The sequence below is a fragment of the Streptomyces sp. NPDC111606 genome, assembly GCF_055656945.1.
The window spans coordinates 114,370-132,977 of sequence record NZ_JBVKBY010000005.1; the positions used below are offsets into that span (position 1 = coordinate 114,370).

Here is an 18,608-nt window from a genome sequence, read left to right on the forward strand (position 1 = left end):
GACGAGGATCGCCACTCCTGCTTTACGAGTCAAGAGTCCGGGACAGTTGACCTGATGACGGGGAGTCGGCTCACGCGGGATGCGTGACCCGGATCTTGGACTGGCCGTGCGGGAGTTCCTCCCAGTCAGCCATGAAGCGGGCCTGCAGGCCGTGTTTCTCGGCCAGCGTCAGGAGGGTCTCGGTGCGGTAGTAGAAGTCCTCCCGCAGGACGTGATGCTCCTGCCCCTCGGTGCGGTCGAAGGTGAAGTCGAACCAGCCGCCGGGCGCGAGCACCCGGCCGACATTGGCCAGGCACTCGTCGATGACCGGGAGCGGTGAGTGCGAGAAGACGCTGTGGGCGTGCACCACGTCGAAGTGGGCGTCGGGCAGGAAGCGCAGCTTCAGGTCGCGCACCGGGGTCAGCGTGGGCAGCCGCCGCTGCAAACCCATCGCCACGAGGGTGTCCTGTGCGGCGAAGAGGATGTCGGGCGAGATGTCGATGCCGTAGTAGTGGCCGGGCTCCAGATGGCGGATGAAGCGCCAGCCTCCGCGCAGGTTGCCGCAGCCGATCTCCAGCATCCGGTGTCCGGGGCGCAGGCCGTGGCCAAGGAGGTAGTCGAACTGCATCTCCCCGAGCGCAAGCCATCGCTCGCGGTTGTGGCTGCCGACGGCCGCGTCCGGGTCGGCCCGGGTGTCGGAGCGCATCACGGCCCGGTAGTAGGAGACGTGGTCCGGGTGGCGGCGGCGCAGCCACATGTCCCGGGCGGTGCGGACGAGATGGCGGGGCACGCGGTCGGGGTGGCGCAGGGCGTAGGTGAGCCGGTGGCCGAGGGCGGAGCGGTTGGCGGTGACGTTCTTGGCCGGCATGGGTGTGCCTCCCTGGGACGCGGTACCACCGAGGATGCTCAACGGGGCCGCACGGCGCCACAGGTGCGGGCCGTGAAGGGGGGCGGCCCCATTCGGGTGGAGGAGTGGAGGAGGCGCGGGAGACCGCGTTCGTCGGCGAGGAGGCAGTGCACCGACCGCGCCGGGGCCGGAACCCCGCGAAAGACTGGACCAATGTCACCCCATCCACCATGATGACGCCGCCATGACAACACAGCCGTCGGGATGGTGACCGTGCGCGGATCCTTGGCCAGGGCGACTCTCGCCGCCGTACTCCTCCTCGTCCCGCTCGCCTCCCTGCCCGAGGCCGCGGCCGAGCAGCAGCCGGCCGGTGCCGAGACCGTCGTCACGCCCGCCGCCACGACCGGCGCGCAGGAGTGGACGCCGCCGCTGAGCACCCGGGGCCGCTGGATCGTCGACGCGGACGGGGACCGTTTCAAGCTGCGGTCCGGCAACTGGCATGGCGCCAGCGGCACTTGGAACGGCTCGGGCGACCAGGCCGACGACGCGAGTCACCACGCCGGCGAGAACTCCGGCCGGATACCGCTCGGCCTGGACCGCGCCCCGGTGGCCGAGATCATCGCCGGGTTCCGCGAGATCGGGATCAACAGCGTCCGGCTCCCCTTCTCCAACGAGATGATCCACGACAGCCGCCCCGTCACGGACGACTCCGTCGCGGCCAATCCCGCGCTGCGCGGAAAGACACCGCTGGAGGTGTACGACGCGGTCGTGCGCGACCTCACGGCGGCCGGCCTCGCGGTGATCCTCAACAACCACACCAACACCACGCGTTGGTGCTGCGGAGTGGACGGCAACGAACGCTGGAACACCGGCCAGTCCACCGCGACCTGGGAGACCGACTGGCTGTTCATGGCACGCCGCTACCGGGACAACGCGCGCGTCGTCGGCGCCGACCTCTACAACGAGGTGCGCCGCAACGTGTGGGACGACCCCAACTGGGGCCTCGGCGACAACCACGACTGGTTCGCCGCCTCCCAACGCGTCGGCGACCGCATTCTGACGGAGGCCAACCCGAACCTGCTGATCGTCGTCGAGGGCATCAACTGGACCGGCATCCCTGTCGACGGCCTTCCGCACGAGCGCCCCACCCTGGAGCCCACCCGCCGCCTGTCGCACACGCTCGTCGACTCCGGCAAGCTGGTGTACTCCGCCCACTTCTACGACTACACCGGCCCCAACCACAGCGGCGCCACCGGAACGGGCGAGACCAGCGATCCCCGCTACCGCGACCTGAGCCCGACCGAACTGGTCGCGGTGCTGAACCGCCAGGCCTTCTTCGTGACCGGCGAGCAGGACCGGCACTTCACGGCACCCGTCTGGATCAGCGAGTTCGGCGTCGGGGGCCGCGACGAGACCGGCCAGAAACCGCGGGCCTGGTTCGAGAACTTCGTGGACCAACTGATCCGCACCGACGCCGACTTCGCCTACTGGCCGCTCGTCGGCTGGCACCAGGACCGCAAGGGCAACGGCTGGGCGCTGCTGCACTGGGATGCCGAAGGCCGCCGTATGGGCGTGTACGACGGCGACGACTGGCGGGCCGCCGCCTGGACGAGGCTCATCGATGCCGAGGGCCGCACCGGGCCGGTGGCGCCGGTCGCCGACTGGTCCATGCTCAGCCCCGACCACGGCGACTTCGTCCAGTCGCGGCGGATGCGCGCCCTGCCCGACTGGAACCCCGGCGCCCGCAAGGCCGTCTGCCCCGACGGACAGCGGCTGCTCGGACTCGGCCACACCGGCAACCGGGGGCTGTGCTCGGACGTGACGGCCGGCGCCCTGGGGGACCCGGCCGGCGGACACGAGGTGGTCGTGGACGAGCGGCATGTGGCCCCGGGACGGGACTGGGCGTCCGGATACACCAAACTCCAGTGCGCCGAGGGGCAGTTCCTGATCGGCTACAGCGTCCGCGGCGCGGCCGTCTCCGCCGCCCTGTGCGCCGCCGCCCCGGCCGGGAGGCTCGGCGCGAGTGGCCGTACGGTCTGGTTCGACCGGGGCGACAACCGGGGGCCGGCCGCCAAGGGCGGCGACTTCGCGCAGGGCCACTACAAGGGCCAGTGCGCGGACGACGAGTACGCGGCCGGCATCGCCTACACCGGCCGGGTGGGGTCGGCCCGGACGCCCGACGCGCTGTACTGCCGCAAACTGGGCTGATCGGCGCAGCCGGGGGATGCTGGAACCCGGATGCGGATCACCTGTGCTCTTGCCGTGCTCACCGCCGCGAACCTGCTGAACAACTGGCTCGCGCGGAGCCCAGCCATGTACGTGGTCATCTGCGTGATCGCGACGGCCGTGCTGCTGATGATCGCCCGCTGGGACGGTCTCACCCCGGCCGACCTGGGGCTCGACGCGGCGGGGGTGCGCCGGGGGCTGCGGTGGGCTCCCGTACTCGTGGCGATCGTCCTGGTGGTGCTGCTGATCCTGCTCGCCGTTCCGGCCGGGCGCGAGGCCTTCCGGGACGGCAGGGCGGCGGACCTGTCCCTCGGGCGGATGCTGTCGGGAGCGCTGGTGCGGGTGCCCTTCGGGACCGTACTGCTGGAGGAGACCGCCTTCCGGGGCGTGCTGTGGGCCATGATCCGGCGTCGGCACGGCACGGCGTGGGCCACGGGCGTGTCGTCGCTGCTGTTCGGGGTCTGGCATCTGATGCCGTCCCGTGGCATCAACCGCTCCAACGCCGCCGTCGGGTCCGTCTTCGGGGAAGGCCAGGCCGGCGTGGCACCGACGGTGGCCGCGGCGATCGTCGCCACGGCCGTCGCCGGGGTCGTCCTGTGCGAGCTGCGCCGCCGTTCCGGCAGTCTGCTGGCGCCGATGACCCTGCACTGGGCGGTCAACGGCTTCGGTTACGCGTTTGCCTGGGGGGCGGCCCGCTGGTGGCTCGACGGCTGAACGGTCAGAAGTTGATCATGTGTCCGGCAAGGCCGTGCACGGCCTCCTTGACCGCCTCGCCGAGGGTCGGGTGCGCGTGGACGTTGCGGGCGACCTCGTGGACCGTGAGGTCCCACTGCTGGGCCAGGGTCAGCTCGGGCAGCAGCTCGGTGACGTCCGGGCCGATGAGGTGGCCGCCGAGCAGCTCGCCGTACTTGGCGTCGCTGATCAGCTTCACGAAGCCGGTCGCGTCGCCGAGGCCGTGCGACTTGCCGTTCGCGGTGAAGGGGAACTTCGCCACCTTGACGTCGTGGCCGAGCTCGCGGGCCTGTGCCTCGGTGTAGCCGAAGCTGGCGATCTGCGGCTGGCAGTAGGTGGCCCGCGGGATCATCACATAGTCCAGCTCCATCGTCTCGGCGTCCGCGATGGTCTCGGCGGCGATGATGCCCATGGCCTCGGCGGCGTGCGCGAGCATCAGCTTCGCCGTCACGTCGCCGATGGCGAAGATGTGCGGGACCGACGTACGGCAGCGCCCGTCGACGTCGATCGCGCCGCGCTCGGTGACGGTCACCCCGGTCTTGTCCAGGCCGTAGCCCTCGACGTTCGGCTGGAAGCCGATCGCCTGCAGCACCTTGTCGGCCTCCAGGACCCGCTGGCTGCCGTCCTTGCCGGTGACCGTGACGCGCACCTGCTCGCCGGACTCGTCGACGGCGTCGACACGGGTGGAGGTGAGTACGTCGATGCCCAACTTGCGGTACTGCTTGGCCAGTTCGGCGGAGACCTCGGCGTCCTCCAGCGGCGCCATCCGGTCCAGGAACTCGACGATGGTGACCTTGACACCGTAGTTGTGGAGCACGTAGGCGAACTCGACGCCGATCGCGCCGGCGCCCGCGATGACGATCGACTGCGGCAGTTCCTCGGCCAGGATCTGCTCCTCGAACGTCACCACGCGCGCGCTGCGCCGGGTGCCGGGCAGCAACTTGGGCGTGGCACCGGTGGCGATGATGCACTGGTCGAAGCCGATGGTGCGGGTCTCGCCGTCGTAGCCGGCCACCTGGAGGGTGTGCGGGTCGAGGAAGGTGCCGCGGCCGTCGATCTCGGTGATCTTGTTCTTCTTCATCAGGTAGTGGACGCCCTTGACCCGGCCGTCGGCGACCTTGCGGCTGCGGCGGAACGCCTCGCCGAAGTCGAAGCTGACCTGCCCGTCCACCTTGATGCCGAAGGTCTTCGCCTCACGCGTGAAGATGTGCGCCAGTTCGGCGTTGCGCAGCAGCGCCTTGCTCGGGATACAGCCCACGTTCAGGCAGACGCCGCCCCAGTACTTCTCCTCCACGACCGCCACCCGCTTGCCCAGCTGGGCGGCGCGGATCGCGGCGACGTAGCCGCCGGGACCCGCTCCGAGGACCACGACATCGAAGCGCTCGTCCTGCTCGACCATGGAGAGTTCCTTCCTGAGTACGACGTCCTGCTCTGCTGGTGCCGGCCCTCGCCGGGCGATGGCGTACGGCTTCTTCCAGCATGACCGCATCCACGGGGTTGTGTGGCGATGCGGCGGGGTGACGACGATCTCAGGTGAGGTGCGCTCGGGCGGTCAGGTCACTTGCCCTGCATGGTCAGCCGACGCACAGGAGGTTGAGCACGCACAGCTGCGCCGGCGAGGTGGCCTCCGGTGCCGGGCTCGTCGGTGACGTGGAGGTTCCGGAGTCGGAGCCGTCGGTCGGCGCCGGGGCCGGCGCCTGCTGCTCGGCCTCCGTGCCGCCACCGCCGCCGCTGCCGCCGGAGTTCCCTCCGCCGGGATTCGCGGAGGCGTTCTGCGACTGCGGGGCCGAGGTCGCCGTGGGACTCGGCGTGGTGGCCGCGTCCGGTCGGGTGAAGTCCCGCGTGGTGCGCGGGGCCGTGACGGACTCCCGGGCGGCGTTGGTCGGGGACGGCTTCGACGTGGACGTGTCGGTGCGCGGGGCGTCGGGGGTGTCCGGCGGGGTGGACGCCGGGCGGGTGAGCTCCGTGTGCTGCTGCTCCGGGAGGCCCACGTTCGGGCGTTCCGGCGCGGTGGCTGCCTGGGCCTTGTCGCCGGCCCCGCGGTCGAGCGCCGAGACGGTCAGGCCGCCGCCGACCAGTGCGACGGCCGTCGCGACCACGGCCCGGCGCTGGTTCTTCTTCCAGCGGGCCCGCTGCCGACGCCGCGCCGCCCGGCCCTCGGGGACGGCCGGTGCGCCGTCCACACCACCGGACGGGGCTCCCGGCGCCGTCTCGTGCGCGTCGGCCGACGGTGCCTCGTCACGGAAGTAGCCGTCGTACCAGGTATCGGCCGCAGGCCGCTCCCGCGTCACCGCGCCCGGTGCCGCCGACACGGTGCGTCCCCCTGTCGTCGAGGGAGCGATGTCCGGGGCATAGGCGCCGCATCCGGGGCACACGAGGGCCCCGTTGAGATGCCGGCGGCACGAGGAGCAGTAGTCCATCTGCGGTCTTCCTGGGTTGACTGCGCCATCGGCTCTGCTCGGCCGCGGCCTGGTCACGTTTGCACGTGGGGTCGAACGGCCAGAACGCTAACGATCCTTTCAAAAGGCTGTGTGCATCCCGGGTGATACTCCTGCGCAGATCTTTCACGAAGTGTGTGTGTGCCGTGACCTGCTCAGAGGTCACAGCACCCCTCGCGACGCATCTGGCGGCCCACCTCCAGCCAGTCGTCCGTCACGCGGCGCCCGGTGGCGGTGTCGGCGGCGGTGTCGAAGGCGTCCACCAGGTCCGCCTGCTCGAAGAGGACGCCGCCGCGCAGGGCCGCCACCGTGCGGATCAGCGTGGTGAAGTCGGTGAACGGGTCGCCGTCCACGACGGTGAGATCGGCGAGCTTGCCCTCCTCCACGGTGCCCAGGTCGGCGTCGGCGCCGAAGACCCGCGCGGGCAGCAGGGTCGCGGTGCGCAGTGCCTCCGCCGGTGACATGCCGGCGTTGTGCAGGGCGCGCAGGGCGAGGTGCAGATGCAGGCCGACCGGGACGATGGGTTGGTCGGTGCCGAGCGCGATCAGGCCGCCCTTCGCGAGGACGCGCCGGTAGATGTCCATCTCCCGCCCCAGTGTGGCCAGTTGGGCTTCGCTGGGCGGCTGTCCGGCCTGCTGTCGGACGAGCGCGGTGTCCCAGGGCGGCATGACGGCGGTGACGCGCGGGTCGTCCGCCAGGGCGGCGTCGGCGCCGAGCAGTGCCAGTGCCGTGAACGGGGTGGCGACGAGGTGGAAGCCGGTCGCGGTGTAGATCTCCTCGACGTCCTGGTGGGCCCGCCCCGCCGCGGACGTCGCGTGGCCGAACTCCAGCCGCTGGGTCGCCTGCAAATGCGTCGTCAGGTCCTGGCCCAGCTGCACACCGGGACTGCACAGGTGACTGCCGCTGCGCACGCCGAGCCGCTCGTGCCCGAAGTCCGCGGCCTCCTTCATCACCCACCCGGGAGCCCGTACGTACGTCTTCACGAAGTCCCAGTCCAGCGCGGCACCCCGCGCCAGCGACCGCTGCAGGCCTTCGCGGGTCCGGTGGGCGCGGCCCATGCTGTAGGCGACGCGCGGCCCGTCGAGCAGCTCACCGGTGGTCAGCAGCCGGGGCCCGGCGAGGACACCGGCGGCGACCGCCTCCCGGATGCGGGCCTGTTCGTAGGCGAAACCGCCCAGCGAGACGGCCGTCGTGATGCCGTACGCGAGTTGCAGCGCGGTCTGCCGACCGCCGTACGTGGTCTGCCAGGGGTGGGTGTGCGCGTCCCAGAGGCCGGGGATCACGGTGCGGTCGCTCGCGTCGACGCGGCGTTCGGCCGGGCGGCCGGCGCGGTGCGGGGACACGTCCGCGACACGGCCGTCGCGGATCACGACATCGACGTTCTCGCGGACGTCCGTTCCGGTTCCGTCCCAGAGGCGGCCCGCGTGCACCACGGTGTCCGCCGGGCGCGGTCTGCGGTAGTCGAACGGGACGCGGACGGTACGGGTTGTGCCGCTGCGGAGGTCGGTCAGGCGCAGGGTGCCCGCGGAGAGGTGGAGCAGGGAGCGGGCGTCGGCGGACCAGGAGGGGTGGTCGGCCGGTTCGGTGGTGAGCCTGCGTGGCTCGCCGTCCGGGGTGCCGTCGGCGCGGACCGGCAGCAGCCACAGCGCCGACTCCGCCACCACGGCCATCCAGCGGCCGTCCGGCGACCACACCGGCCCGGAGTCGTAGCGGTCGGAGAGCGAGGTGTGCGGGGCGAGTGCGTGCAGGGCTGCCGTTCCGGTGGCCGTGTCGACGACGCGGATCAGGTTGTAGCCCTCGCGGAACCGCTGGTTGAGACGGTTCCGGTCGCACAGCGCCACATACCGGCCGTCGGGCGACCAGCTGGGTCGGCCGGGCAGCCCGCCCGCTCCCAGCGGGGCGGCGAGGACGCGTTCGGCCCCTTCGGGCAGGTCGCGCACCAGGAGGTTGCCGGACATGTCCAGGCAGGCCAGCCGCGTCCCGTCGGGCGAGAGGGCGGGGAAGACGCGTCCGCCCGCCGCGAGGACGGTCTCCGCACCGGAGCGGAGGTCCCGGCGTCGTACGGCGAACAGTCCGTCACGGTCGTCGGCGTACACCAGTGCCGTGCCGTCGGGCGTCCAGGTCGGCGCCAGCACATAGCGGGTGGCGGGGACCTGCAGGACCTTGCGCGGTGCTCGGCCGCCGGTCGTCCCGGCGGTCCACAGCGCGTTGAGCGCGGCGAAGGCGACGCTGCGGCCGTCCGGCGACAGGGCGGGCAGGTGCAGTGCGCGGACGGGACGGGCGCCGGCGCCCTCGAAGTCGTACGTCTTGCCCCGGAAGCGGGGCCGGTCCACGGGCAGTGTGGCCGTGAACGGGATCTCCTCGCCGTCACCCGGCGCGTCCGGATCGACCAGGCGGAACTGTCCGCCGACGTTGAGGAGCAGTCGGTCGGCGTCCGTCCAGCGCGGCGGGGCGGGGAGGACGTCGCCCTGCACCGCGACCGGTGTGCCGTCCACGACGAGCGTGCAGGACGCGGCAGGCGAGGCCGTGGTGCGCAGGTGGGCCAGGCGCCCGGTGGACGACACCGCAGGGGTCATGAGCTGGGCGCCCGAGCCGTCGGTGTGCTCGGTGATGACCGGGCCCGTGCCGTCGGCGGCCACCGACGCGATCGTGGTCGCGCGGAGAGTGCCGGTCGCGGTGACGACGGCCCGCACGAACAGCACCCGTTGCCCGTCGGGCGACCACGTGGGGTCGAAGTCCTCCCAGCGGGCGTCCTGCCCAGGGCCCTGCTGGTCGGGGCGCCCGGTGAGCCGGGTCGGCGTGCCCGTGCGCGCGTCCACGGTCCAGATGCGGTACGGGGAGCCGGTCACGGTGTCGCCGCCGCGCTCGGAAGCGAACGCGATCCGGGAGCCGTCCGGCGACCAGGCGGGGCCCCGGTCGTCCCAGGGGCCGTCGGTGAGTTGCCGCAGCCCCGTGCCGTCGGGCCGCAGCGTCCAGAGGTGGAAGCCACCGCCGCGGTAGGCGCAGACGACGAGGCGGCTGCCGTCGGGCGAGAACTGCGGGCGCGTGGGTTCGAGGCCGGGCGGGGTGAGCGGGACGGCGGTGCCGCCCTTCCTCGGGATGGACCAGAGCACGTTCTGCACCTCGGCGACCAGCCGGTCACCGGTGGGGGCGAGGGTCGCGGAGCCGCCCGTGGCGGCGGTGAAGGAGAGGGTGGTCGCGGCGGAGGCGGCGACGGCCGGCGTGCTCACGGTGGAGAGCGTAGATCCGGTGACGGCTGCGGTGGCGGTAGCGGTGGCGGTGCCCTGGAGGAATCTGCGGCGGGAGAGCGGGCCGAGGCGGAGGGCGGCTGCGGTGTCGTCGGGGTCCAAGCGAGCTCCCGGGGCGCGGAGTTGGGGACAGGAGGGACCACTGGTGGCAACGTACGGGGCGGTTCCCGGTTACGCGTCCGCCCCGGCGTTTCTCGGCCGTTTCCGGCCACTCGGGGCACCCGTTTTTCGGCTAGACCAGAAAGAGCAGTTGGACGGCGACGAGTACGTCGATGACGCCGCACCACTCGGCGAACGTACGCGAGACGACCTTGTCGAGGCGTAGGTGCACGAAGTCCCAGACGCCGTGGCAGAACCAGCCGGCCGCCACCAGGTATCGGCCCAGGTCCGGATCCACCGCGAGCCCCGCGGAGGCGAGCCCGCAGAAGACGACGGCGCCCGCGGCCTGTACCCCGAACGTGGCCCGGCTGTGCGGAGTCCCGCGGACGGCGCCCCACACGAGGACGGCCGCCGCGAGGGCGACCAGGACCGTCGAGGGGGCGACCACATCCTGGGCGGCGAGGGCGAAGACGGCCACCAGTCCGGCCCCGAGCACCGGCCAGGTGGCCTGCGGCCTGCCGATCTGGTGGACGACCAGATAGATCAGGGGCAGCAACGGCAGGGTCTCGGCGAACCCTCCGACTGCGTCGGCCACGTCCTGCGAGGCGGATGCGATCACGTTGAGGATGACGACCGCCGCGGCCAGCGCGGTCGGCCAACGCCGCCTGAGCGCTGTGCTCGGGTGCGGCCGTACGGCCGTCGGGTGAGTGGGGCGTGCCTGCATGACGGGCTCTCCTTCGGTACGGGGTCGGGGTATCGGCTGCGTCTGCCGCCGCTGTTACATACGCCCTCAGCCTCCGCCGCGACGAGGCCCGCCAGTAGTGCCGAATCCCCCTGCGCACGCGTGGCGTTGTCACGTCCGCGCATGACATGTGTCATGCGGCCCGCCTGGGCCACAATGACCGGGTGGGGGACGGGGAGATCGAGCGCGAGGCGGCGGGGCTGACGGGCTTCCGTCGCTACACGTGGTGGACCGTGCCGGGCATGACCGCGTGCGTCCTGGTCCTCTTCGTCGGCGAGTGGGTCCTCGACGGCGACGTCCCGCTATGGGCGCGCGCGCCGGCCGCCGCCGCGCTCGTGGTCGAGGTGTGGGCGAGCGTCGCCCTGCTGAGCCGACGGCTTGCGCTCCTGCCGGTCCCCGACGCACAGCCCGGCGGACCGCCCGTGGGCCTGCTGACCGCCGCGGTCGGGGCGGGAGTCGTGCTCGCGGCGCTCCCCTTGGCCCAGCGCAACTACGGGCTGTGGGCGGTGACGCCCGCGCTGGTGGTCGCGATCGTCGCCACGTACCTCCCGCCACGCCGCAGGCGACTGCTGGTCGGCGGCGCCGTGGCCCTCGCCCTGCTCCCCGGCGGCGTCGTCAGCCTTGCAGGGGACGACGGGGAGTCGGCGTATGCGGCCCTGTTCCCGGCGGGACTGGTCGCCATCACGGCCTGGGTGACGCTCGGCCCGCTGTGGGCCTGGGACACGGCACGGCGGCTGGACCAGGCACGCCGGCTGGAGGCGGAGCTGGCGGTCAGGGAGGAACGGCTGCGGTTCGCGGCCGACCTGCACGACATCCAGGGCCACCATCTCCAAGTGATCGCCCTGAAGAGCGAGTTGGCGGAACGGCTCGTCGAGCGGGATCCGGCGCGGGCCGCCGCGGAGATGAAGGAGATACGGCAGCTGTCGGCGGACGCCCTCAGCGACACCCGGGCGGTGGTGCGGGGTTACCGTCGTACGACGCTGGATGACGAGATCGGCAACGCGACCCGGGTGCTGGCCGCCGCCGGCATCGACGCGAGGATGACGCTCGACCCGGATGCCGTGGCCGCCGATCTCACGGACTCCGCCCGGCACCTCCTCGGTCTCGTGATGCGCGAGGCCACGACCAACGTGCTGCGGCACAGCCGGGCCGGACACGCCGAGGTCGACTACCGCATCGCCGACGGCCACGCCCGCCTGCGCGTACGCAACGACGGTGCCGAGGAGCATCCGGCCGCCCTGGACGGCACGGGGCTGCGCGGCCTCGCCGAGCGGCTGGAGGCGGCCGGTGGCGAGCTGAACTGGCAGCACGAGGGCGATCGCTTCGTGGTCGGGGCCGCGCTGCCGACGTGTGCGTCAGGGGCGCCGAGGTCGCCGGGATCGTCGGGGTCGCCGGAGCCCTCGGTGTCGCACGACTCGCCGGAGGCAGCGCAGTCGCCGAACCCCGTGGACGGAGCCCCTCGATGATCCGCCTTCTGATCGCAGACGACGAGGACATGCTCAGGAGCGCCCTGGCCGCCCTGCTCGCGCTGGAGCAGGACCTCACCGTGGTCGCCGAGGCGTCCACCTCCACCGAGGCGGTGCGGCTGGCCCGCGAGCAGCGCCCCGACATCGCCGTACTCGACCTGGAGATGCCGCCCACCGACGGGCTCCGCGCCGCCGAGGAGATCCGGGCCGAACTGCCCACGCAGATCGTCCTGGTGACGCGGCATGCCCGGCCGGCCGTGCTGCGCCGGGCCCTGGCCGCCGGTGTCCGCGGCTTCGTCCCCAAGACGACCCCGGCGACCCGGCTTGCCGAGATCATCCGGGACATCGCCGCCGGCCGCCGCTACGTGGACCCGGACATCGCCGCCTCCGCGCTGACCGAGGACGACTGCCCCCTCACCGGCCGCGAACTGGAGGTCCTGCGCGCGACCCGCACCGGCGCCTCGATCGCCGAGATCGCCGACGCCGTCCACCTGGCCCCCGGCACGGTCCGCAACTACCTCTCCGCGGCCATGTCCAAGCTGGGTACCCCGACCCGCCATGCGGCCGCGCACCGCGCCTGGGAACAGGGCTGGATCTGACCCTGCAACCCTGGCAAGGCTTCACGGCGCTCCCGGCGTCCGCTTTCCCGGCACCGCGACAGTGCCGGACGCGGCGGCCGCGAGGAGGCGGCGGAAGGTGGGGCACTCCATGTGGCTCGGCGCGGGGCAGGACGCCGCGTGCCGCAGGGAGTCCCGCAAGACGCCCAGTTCGCGGATCCTTGAGTCCAGCTCCTCCGCCTTCGCCGAGAGCATCTGCCGGTCGATACGCGGCTGCCCGTCCGGCGCGAACATGCGTGCGATCTCGTCGAGCGAGAAGCCGGCGGTGCGTCCCAGCGCGATCAGCGCCAGGCGTTCCAGTACGCCAGAATCGTACTGTCGGCGCAGGCCCCGCCTGCCGGTCGGGGCGATCAGCCCCTTTTCCTCGTAGAACCGCAGCGTCGAGGCGGGAACCCCGGCGCGCTGCGCCACCTCGGCGATGTCCAGGTCCGTCATCCGCTTGACCTCAAGTCGACTTGAAGTAGCACGCTGTCACCCCGGCCCGATGAACGCAAGCGCAGGAGGAGATATGGACGGCAGGCGCAGGACCGATGACGAACAGGCGGCCCGTTGGAGCGGCCGCAGTGGCAACGCCTGGGTCGACACACAGGCGTTGCTGGACGACATGCTCCGGCCGTTCGAAGAGCTGCTCATCGAAGCGATGCCCGCCGGACGGACGGGGCAGGTGCTGGACGTCGGCTGCGGTACGGGCGGCACGACGGTGACCGTGGCTCGGCGGCTCGGTCCGGAGAGTCACTGCGTCGGCATCGACATCTCCGAACCGATGATCACCGCCGCCCGGGCGCGCGCCGAGCGGGAGGACACGCCGGTGTCCTTCATCCACGCCGACGCGCAGGAGCATGTCTTCGAGCCCGCCACCTTCGACGCCGTCGTCTCCCGCTTCGGCGTCATGTTCTTCAGCGACCCCGTCCGGGCCTTCGCGAACCTGCGGGCCGCCGCCAGGGACGGGGCCGCGCTCCGGTTCATCGTCTGGCGCGGCCCCGCCGAGAATCCGTTCATGACGACGGCCGAGCGCGCCGCGGCGCCGTTCCTGCCGAACCTCCCCGTCCGCCGGCCGGACGAGCCGGGGCAGTTCGCCTTCGCCGACTCGGAGAGGGTCCGTCGCATCCTGACGGAGAGCGGGTGGTCCGGCATCGACATCCGGCCGGTCGAAGTGCCCTGCACGCTGCCCGAGCAGGAGTTGGTCCGGTACTTCACCCGTCTCGGTCCGGTCGGGCAGGTGCTGCCCGAAGCGGACGAGCAGACCCGCGCAAGGGTCGTCGAAACCGTCCGCGCCGCCTTCGACGGCTTTGTGCACGGCACGGAGGTCCGCTTCACGTCGGCCTGTTGGATGGTCGGCGCCCGAGCCACGTCCGCGTCATCCGCGTCGGCCTCGCCCACCTCACCCACGTCGCCGTAGCGAAACTTTCGCAGAGTCCGGCGACTCTTTGCGAGGGGCAGGAGCTCGGCGCATAGTGATGACGCTGTTCTCCGGCCTCACGAAGGGACGAGATGACGCGGAAGAAGGCCCTGGTGGTGCGCGGCGGCTGGGAGGGGCACGACCCGGTCCGGGCCACGGAGTTGTTCCTGCCCTTCCTGCGGAGCAACGGCTATGCCGTCCGGATCGAGGAGTCGACCGAGGTCTACGCGGACGCCGCCGAGATGGCCGGCACCGATCTCGTCGTGCAGTGCGTCACGATGTCGCAGATCGGTGCCGAGCAGCTGACGGGACTGAGCGCGGCGGTCGTTGCCGGCACCGGCTTCACCGGCTGGCACGGCGGCATCGCCGACTCGTTCCGCGCGTCCTCCGACTATCTCCATCTGGTGGGCGGGCAGTTCGCGACGCATCCGGGCAAGGAGCCGTGTGAACGCCGGGGAGTTCAGGAGGACAACTACCTGCCGCACGTCGTCACCATCACGGAGTTGGGCCGCGAGCACCCCGTCACGGCCGGCATCGAGGACTTCGAACTGCACACCGAGCAGTACTGGGTGCTCCACGACGACCTGATCGACGTCCTGGCCACCACCACCCACCCCGCCCGGCCGTGGCAGCCGTGGCACCGCCCCGTCACCTCGCCGGCGATCTGGACCCGGCAGTGGGGCGCCGGGCGCGTGCTGGTGACGACACCGGGGCACAGCCTCGACGTGCTGGAGGACCCGAACGTCCGCACCGTCATCGAGAGGGGCATGCTGTGGGCGACGCGCACCGCGTCGGCGTCGTAGGTCTCGGCGTCATCTCCCGCGCCTACCTGGACACGCTCGTCGGCCATCCGGCCGTGCGCGTCACCGCGGTCGCCGACCTCGACGCCGCCCGGTCCACGGCGGTCGCCGCCGAGGTCCCCGGCGTGGCGGCGCTGACCGTCGAGGAGTTGCTGAGCAGCCCCGACGTGGACACCGTGCTGAACCTCACCGTCCCCGCGGCGCACGCCGAGATCGCCCTCGGCGCCATCGGCCACGGGAAGAACGTCTACGGGGAGAAGCCGCTGGCCGCCGGCCTCACGGACGCGCACGCCGTGATGGCGGCCGCCGTGAAAGCGGGGGTCGGTGTGGGGTGCGCGCCGGACACCGTCCTGGGCGCCGGCATCCAGACGGCGCGCGCGGCCGTCGCGGCGGGCCGCATCGGACGCCCCCAGTTCGCCACCGCGGTCATGGTCACGCCGGGGCACGAACGCTGGCATCCGCACCCCGACTTCTACTACACGGGCGGGGGTGGCCCCCTGCTGGACATGGGGCCGTACTACCTCTCGTCCCTGGTCCATCTGCTGGGTCCCGTCCGTGCCGTGATCGGGGCGGCCGGCCGGCTGCGTGCCGAGCGCGTCATCGGTTCGGGACCGCGGGCGGGCGAGCGGATACCGGTGGAGGTGGACAGTCATGTCTCCGGTGTGCTGGAGCACGTCGGCGGGACCCTGACGACGATCACGACGAGCTTCGACGGCGTGGCCACGACCGCGGCTCCGATCGAGGTCCACGGCGAGACGGGGACCCTCACGGTTCCGGACCCGAACCGCTTCGACGGTGAGGTGCGGCTCTTCGAACTCGGCGACACACAGTGGCGCACCCTCCCGCCCTCGGCGGGCTACGTCGACGGCGCCCGGGGTCTCGGCCTGCTCGACTTCGTCGCCGCACAGGGGCAGCGGGCGCCCCGCGCGAACGGTGAACTCGCCCTGCATGTGCTGGAGACGATGACCGCCCTGCTGCGCTCGTCGGCCGAGGGGCGCCGCATCGAGCTGACGACCTCGGCGGAGCCGCCGGTTCCCGTCCCGCTGACGGCTGCGCAGGAATGGAGGGGCGCAGTGAGGGACGCCCGCTGACCCGAGTCGCGGTGCGCGGGCGGGGGTCAGTCCACGGGCCAGGTGTGCGCGGCGGCGTTGAGGTGCATGTAGTCCATGTACGCCGTGGTCATCTGCCGCAGGGCCTCCCTCCGGTCGGAGACGCCGGCCTTCTCCAGCTGGTGGACCGTCTCCGCCTGCCACAGCGCGCCGTTGCGTGCGGTGATGCAGCGCTGCTCGATGATGCCCAGCAGGGGTTCGCGCCAGGCCGCGTCCAGCCCGGCCAGCTCCAGGCCACGGTGGGCCAGGGGCAGCAGGCGCCGCAACACCAGTTCCGCGACGGGCACTTCGCCCATGCCGGGCCAGTACAGGCGGGCGTCGATGCCGTCGCGCGCCGCGGTGTGCAGGTTCTCCTCGGCGACCGAGAACGACATCCGCGTCCAGATCGGCCGGTCCTCGTCGACGAGGGCGCGGGTCAGGCCGTAGTAGAAGGCGCCGTTGGCGATGATGTCGGCCACCGTGGGCCCGGCCGGCAGGACGCGGTTCTCGATGCGCAGATGCGGACCGCTGTCGGTGACGGCGTAGATCGGGCGGTTCCAGCGGTAGATCGTGCCGTTGTGCAGGGTGAGTTCGCCCAGTTCCGGAGCACCGCCCTGGTTGAGGGCGTCCTGCGGGTCCTCGTCGTCGCACAGCGGCAGGAGCGCCGGGAAGTAGCGCACGTTCTCCTCGAACAGGTCGAAGACGCTGGTGATCCAGCGCTCCCCGAACCACACCCGGGGTCGTACGCCTTGGGCCTTGATCTCCTGGGGGCGGGTGTCGGTGGCCTGCTCGAACAGGGGGATCCGGGTCTCGCGCCACAGCTCCCGGCCGAAGAGGTAGGGGGAGTTCGCCGCCAGGGCGATCTGCACGCCGGCGACGGCCTGGGCCGCGTTCCAGTAGGCCGCGAACTCCTTCGGGGCGACCTGGAGGTGGAACTGGGTACTGGTGCACGCGGCTTCGGGGGTGATGGTGTCGGCGTAGGTCGCCAGGCGCTCCACCCCGTCCACCGTGATCCGCAGGTCCTCGCCGCGAGCCGCGAAGATCTGCTCGTTGAGCAGCTGGTACCGCGGATCACCGGACAGGGCCCGCTCGCCGACGTCCGTCTCCCCCAGGGTCGGCAGAATGCCGACCATGATCAGGTGGGCGCCCACGGCCGAGGCGCGGTCCTCGGCGTGGTTGAGCGCGTCACGGATCGCCTGCTCCCAGGCGCCGGGGCCACCGGTGGTCAGCTCCCTGGGCGGAATGTTGATCTCCAGATTGAAGCGGCCCAGCTCGCTCGACCAGGCGGGGTCGGCGATCGCCTGCAGCACGTCGGTGTTGCGCATCGCCGGCAGCCCGTCGTCGTCCACCAGGTTGAGCTCGATCTCCAGCCCGACCTGGGGCCGCTCGCTCTCGAAGGTCGACTCGCGCAGCATCTGCGCCAGCACATCGAGGCAGGTGTGCATCTTCTCCCGGTATTGACGGCGATCCTCCCGCGTGAACACCAGGGCCGGCACGTCACGTCCCATGCGCCCTCCCGAGTCCCCTCGGCGGATAGCTCTGGTCTTAGCGTCGCACTTCGGGCGGCAGTGGGACAGTCAGGGCACCGACCTGGTCCGCTCCCGTCCCGGCCTCCCCTCCCCGTATCCCCTTGTCGTCACCCCCGGCCCCGCTTAGCCTGAGTTTGTGCCGCAAATAAACAAAGCCCGATCGCACAACGCCGTGCCGGGCACCACGAACGGCCTCTCCCGCCTCCGTATCGCCCTGACCACCTTCTTCGCCCTGGACGGCTTCCTCTTCGCCGGCTGGGTCGTCCGCATTCCCGCCATCAAGGAGCAGACCGGCGCGTCGGCCGGTGACCTAGGCCTGGCCCTGCTCGGCGTCTCCGCCGGTGCCGTGCTCACCATGACGCTCACCGGTCGGCTCTGCCGCCGTTTCGGCACCCACGAGGTCACCGTGGTCTGCGCCGTCCTGCTCTCCCTTAGCGTGGCGCTGCCTCCGCTCACGCACTCGACGCTCGCGCTCGGTGCCGTCCTGTTGATCTTCGGCGCCGCCTACGGCGGCATCAACGTCGCCTTCAACAGCGCCGCCGTGGACCTGGTCGCGGCCCTGCGCCGGCCCATCATGCCCAGCTTCCACGCGGCCTTCAGCCTGGGCGGCATGGTCGGCGCGGGCCTCGGCGGGCTGGTCGCGGGGACCCTCTCCCCCACCCGGCATCTGCTGAGCCTCACCGTCATCGGGCTGCTGGTGACGGCAGTGGCGGGACGTACGCTGCTGCGCCACGAGCCGCCGACTCCCACGAGCCCCGGACGCCCCGCGAAGGACGCCCCGCGCCGCCTGGATCCCCGAACGCGCGGACTGGTGATCGTCTTCGGCCTGATCGCCCTGTGCACGGCCTACGGCGAGGGCGCCATGGCCGACTGGGGCGCCCTGCACCTCGAACAGGACCTGGACGCCACACCCGGCGTCGCAGCCATCGGCTACGCGTGCTTCGCCCTGGCCATGACCATCGGCCGGCTCTCCGGTACGGCCCTGCTCGAACGGCTCGGCCACGGCCGTACCGTCGTCGCGGGCGGCGCCACGGCGGCGGCCGGGATGGTCCTCGGCTCGCTCGCGCCCTCCCTGTGGGCGGCGCTGCTCGGATTCGCGGTGACCGGGCTCGGTCTCGCCAACCTCTTCCCCGTCGCCGTCGAACGCGCGGGCACCCTCACAGGACCGAGCGGAGTCGCGATCGCCTCCACCCTCGGCTACGGCGGCATGCTCCTCGGGCCACCCGCCATCGGCTTCATGGCGGACTGGTTCTCCCTGCCCGTCGCCCTCACCAGCGTGGCCGTACTGGCGGCGATCGCCACGCTCATCGGCGTCGCGACCCGGCGCACGGCACCCAGCTGACCGAGGTCGTACGCCGCCCAGGACGTTGTCCCGCACACTCCCCGGCCCCATCATGA

At 72.2% G+C, this 18,608-nt stretch carries 15 protein-coding genes; 8 read left to right on the plus strand and 7 right to left on the minus strand.

Annotated features, from left to right (window positions below; translation table 11 throughout):
• Window positions 1-70: 70 nt before the first annotated feature.
• Window positions 71-847 (minus strand): class I SAM-dependent methyltransferase, encoded by a 777-nt coding sequence (locus tag ACZ7M7_RS19240; RefSeq protein WP_472118301.1) that lies wholly within the window; start codon window positions 845-847, stop codon window positions 71-73.
• A gap of 243 nt (window positions 848-1,090) precedes the next feature.
• Between ACZ7M7_RS19240 and ACZ7M7_RS19245 the strand changes: the two genes are divergently transcribed.
• Window positions 1,091-3,034: a glycoside hydrolase family 5 protein gene (locus tag ACZ7M7_RS19245; protein WP_472118304.1), complete on the plus strand. Its 1,944-nt coding sequence runs from the start codon at window positions 1,091-1,093 to the stop codon at window positions 3,032-3,034.
• Between the two features lie 30 nt (window positions 3,035-3,064).
• Window positions 3,065-3,766, plus strand: a complete 702-nt coding sequence (locus tag ACZ7M7_RS19250; RefSeq protein ID WP_427842545.1) for a CPBP family intramembrane glutamic endopeptidase — start codon at window positions 3,065-3,067, stop codon at window positions 3,764-3,766.
• A 4-nt stretch (window positions 3,767-3,770) separates the two neighbouring features.
• Here the strand turns inward: ACZ7M7_RS19250 and lpdA are convergent, their stop codons facing one another.
• The 4 genes from lpdA to ACZ7M7_RS19270 all read right to left on the minus strand — a co-directional run bounded on the left by lpdA (window position 3,771) and on the right by ACZ7M7_RS19270 (window position 10,293).
• Window positions 3,771-5,183, minus strand: a complete 1,413-nt coding sequence (gene lpdA / locus ACZ7M7_RS19255; RefSeq protein ID WP_383598616.1) for a dihydrolipoyl dehydrogenase — start codon at window positions 5,181-5,183, stop codon at window positions 3,771-3,773.
• A 175-nt stretch (window positions 5,184-5,358) separates the two neighbouring features.
• Window positions 5,359-6,204: an SCO2400 family protein gene (locus tag ACZ7M7_RS19260; protein ID WP_472118308.1), complete on the minus strand. Its 846-nt coding sequence runs from the start codon at window positions 6,202-6,204 to the stop codon at window positions 5,359-5,361.
• A 173-nt stretch (window positions 6,205-6,377) separates the two neighbouring features.
• The gene (locus ACZ7M7_RS19265) at window positions 6,378-9,572 is read right to left on the minus strand and encodes an amidohydrolase family protein (RefSeq protein WP_472118311.1); all 3,195 of its coding nucleotides are present in this window, start codon (window positions 9,570-9,572) and stop codon (window positions 6,378-6,380) included.
• 130 nt (window positions 9,573-9,702) lie between these two features.
• Entirely contained in the window at window positions 9,703-10,293 is a 591-nt protein-coding gene (locus ACZ7M7_RS19270) for a hypothetical protein (protein WP_472118314.1), read from the minus strand.
• Between the two features lie 182 nt (window positions 10,294-10,475).
• Between ACZ7M7_RS19270 and ACZ7M7_RS19275 the strand changes: the two genes are divergently transcribed.
• Entirely contained in the window at window positions 10,476-11,777 is a 1,302-nt protein-coding gene (locus ACZ7M7_RS19275; RefSeq protein ID WP_472118317.1) for a sensor histidine kinase, read from the plus strand.
• Complete coding sequence (locus ACZ7M7_RS19280; protein ID WP_383598630.1) at window positions 11,774-12,376, plus strand: response regulator transcription factor; 603 nt, start codon at window positions 11,774-11,776, stop codon at window positions 12,374-12,376. The genes ACZ7M7_RS19275 and ACZ7M7_RS19280 overlap by 4 nt, the downstream gene beginning before the upstream one ends.
• A gap of 21 nt (window positions 12,377-12,397) precedes the next feature.
• Here ACZ7M7_RS19280 and ACZ7M7_RS19285 read toward each other — a convergent pair whose 3' ends face one another.
• Window positions 12,398-12,829, minus strand: coding sequence for a helix-turn-helix domain-containing protein (locus ACZ7M7_RS19285; RefSeq protein WP_383598634.1), 432 nt, complete (start codon window positions 12,827-12,829; stop codon window positions 12,398-12,400).
• Window positions 12,830-12,902: 73 nt separating this feature from the next.
• On the opposite strand from ACZ7M7_RS19285, the gene ACZ7M7_RS19290 reads away from it, so the two are divergent.
• From ACZ7M7_RS19290 to ACZ7M7_RS19300, 3 genes are all read left to right on the plus strand, one after another.
• Window positions 12,903-13,793: a class I SAM-dependent methyltransferase gene (locus ACZ7M7_RS19290; protein ID WP_472118321.1), complete on the plus strand. Its 891-nt coding sequence runs from the start codon at window positions 12,903-12,905 to the stop codon at window positions 13,791-13,793.
• Window positions 13,794-13,885: 92 nt separating this feature from the next.
• Window positions 13,886-14,596 (plus strand): ThuA domain-containing protein, encoded by a 711-nt coding sequence (locus ACZ7M7_RS19295; RefSeq protein ID WP_472118324.1) that lies wholly within the window; start codon window positions 13,886-13,888, stop codon window positions 14,594-14,596.
• On the plus strand, window positions 14,566-15,684 hold the full coding sequence (locus tag ACZ7M7_RS19300; RefSeq protein WP_472118327.1) for a Gfo/Idh/MocA family protein: 1,119 nt from the start codon (window positions 14,566-14,568) through the stop codon (window positions 15,682-15,684). Before ACZ7M7_RS19295 ends, ACZ7M7_RS19300 begins: the two co-directional genes overlap by 31 nt.
• A 26-nt stretch (window positions 15,685-15,710) precedes the next feature.
• Here ACZ7M7_RS19300 and ACZ7M7_RS19305 read toward each other — a convergent pair whose 3' ends face one another.
• Entirely contained in the window at window positions 15,711-17,189 is a 1,479-nt protein-coding gene (locus tag ACZ7M7_RS19305; RefSeq protein WP_383598646.1) for a glutamate-cysteine ligase family protein, read from the minus strand.
• 193 nt (window positions 17,190-17,382) lie between these two features.
• Here ACZ7M7_RS19305 and ACZ7M7_RS19310 point away from each other — a divergent pair, with 193 nt between their 5' ends.
• Complete coding sequence (locus tag ACZ7M7_RS19310; RefSeq protein WP_472118330.1) at window positions 17,383-18,552, plus strand: MFS transporter; 1,170 nt, start codon at window positions 17,383-17,385, stop codon at window positions 18,550-18,552.
• The last annotated feature ends 56 nt before the right edge of the window (window positions 18,553-18,608 follow it).